Raw genomic sequence first — 1,504 nt, forward strand, 5'->3', positions numbered from 1 at the left:
ATGTACTCCAGTATGGAGTACTTGCTGGCCGGCTTGCCGATCGTCTCGACGCCGAGCATCGGCGGCCGCGACGTGTATTTCCACCCGGACTACTGCATCATCGCCGAGCCCGAGCCGACCGCCATCCGGCGTGCCGTCGAGACCTTGCGCGACCGCGCCATTCCGCGCGAGGAGATTCGCGGCCGCACGCTGGAGACGGTGCGGGCCGAACGTCTGCACCTGATGGCCTATCTCTCGGCGCTCAAGCGGCGCATGGGAAGCGGCGATCCGCCGTTCGCCGAGTGGCCGTTCGCCGGCACCGCGGGGCTGACGCGATGGGCCCCTGTGCGCGAGCATGTGCGCGAGATTGCCGCTATCGCCTCGTCGGGCGGGATCTGAACGGCGGCATCGCGCCCGGCCCAGGAACAGCGTTTGCACGTCGCTTGGCGGTTTACAGCGACGGCGTGTGGCCTTAAGCCGGAAGCTCACAAAAAATATGGCGTCCAGCTCAAGGGTGCCGCACTGGTGAGGGAATCAAGAGGACCATGGCCAGGAAAACCGAAAGCAGCGGTCCCTCTGTCAGCGCGCAGGAGGCGCTCGAATTCCACGCCATGGGACGGCCGGGCAAGCTGGAGATCGTCGCCACCAAGCCGATGGCGACGCAGCGCGATCTCAGCCTCGCCTATTCGCCGGGCGTCGCCGTTCCCGTTCGCGCCATCGCCGAGGATCCGAGCCGCGCCTTCGACTACACGACGCGCGGCAACATGGTCGCCGTCATCTCCAACGGCACCGCCATCCTCGGCCTCGGCAACCTCGGCGCGCTTGCCTCCAAGCCGGTGATGGAAGGCAAGTCGGTGCTGTTCAAGCGGTTCGCCGATGTCGATTCCATCGACCTCGAGGTCGACACAGAGGATGCCGACGAGTTCATCAACTGCGTGCGCTTCCTCGGTCCCTCCTTCGGCGGCATCAATCTGGAAGACATCAAGGCACCGGAATGCTTCATCATCGAGCAGCGGCTGCGCGAATTGATGGACATACCCGTCTTCCACGACGACCAGCACGGCACCGCCATCATCTCCGCCGCCGGCCTGATCAATGCGCTCGAGATCACCGGCCGCGACATGAAGACCACCAGGATGGTCTGCAACGGCGCCGGTGCCGCCGGCATCGCTTGTATCGAGCTGATGAAGGCGATGGGTTTCTCGCCGGAAAACATCATCCTGTGCGACACCAAGGGCGTCGTCTTCCAGGGCCGCACCGAAGGCATGAACCAGTGGAAATCGGCGCATGCCGTCAAGACCGAGGCGCGCTCGCTGGCCGAGGCTCTCGATGGCGCCGACGTCTTCCTCGGCCTTTCCGCCAAGGGCGCGCTGACGACCAAGATGGTGCAGTCGATGGCCAGGAACCCGATCATCTTCGCCATGGCCAATCCCGATCCCGAGATTACGCCCGAGGAAGTGGCCGAGATCCGCACCGACGCCATCATGGCCACGGGGCGTTCGGACTATCCGAACCAGGTCAACAA

The 1,504-nt window shown here is 64.8% G+C and carries 1 protein-coding gene and 1 pseudogene; both read left to right on the top strand.

Annotated elements, in window-relative coordinates:
• Positions 1 to 378, top strand: a pseudogene (locus EOA33_RS35385) (glycosyltransferase family 1 protein); the annotation flags it as partial.
• A 146-nt stretch (positions 379 to 524) separates the two neighbouring features.
• The coding region (locus EOA33_RS35390; protein WP_281033590.1) for a malic enzyme-like NAD(P)-binding protein at positions 525 to 1,504 on the top strand (980 nt) is incomplete at its 3' end.

It is taken from the genome of Mesorhizobium sp. M4A.F.Ca.ET.050.02.1.1 (assembly GCF_003997725.1).
In the GTDB taxonomy this organism is placed as follows: Bacteria; Pseudomonadota; Alphaproteobacteria; order Rhizobiales; family Rhizobiaceae; genus Mesorhizobium.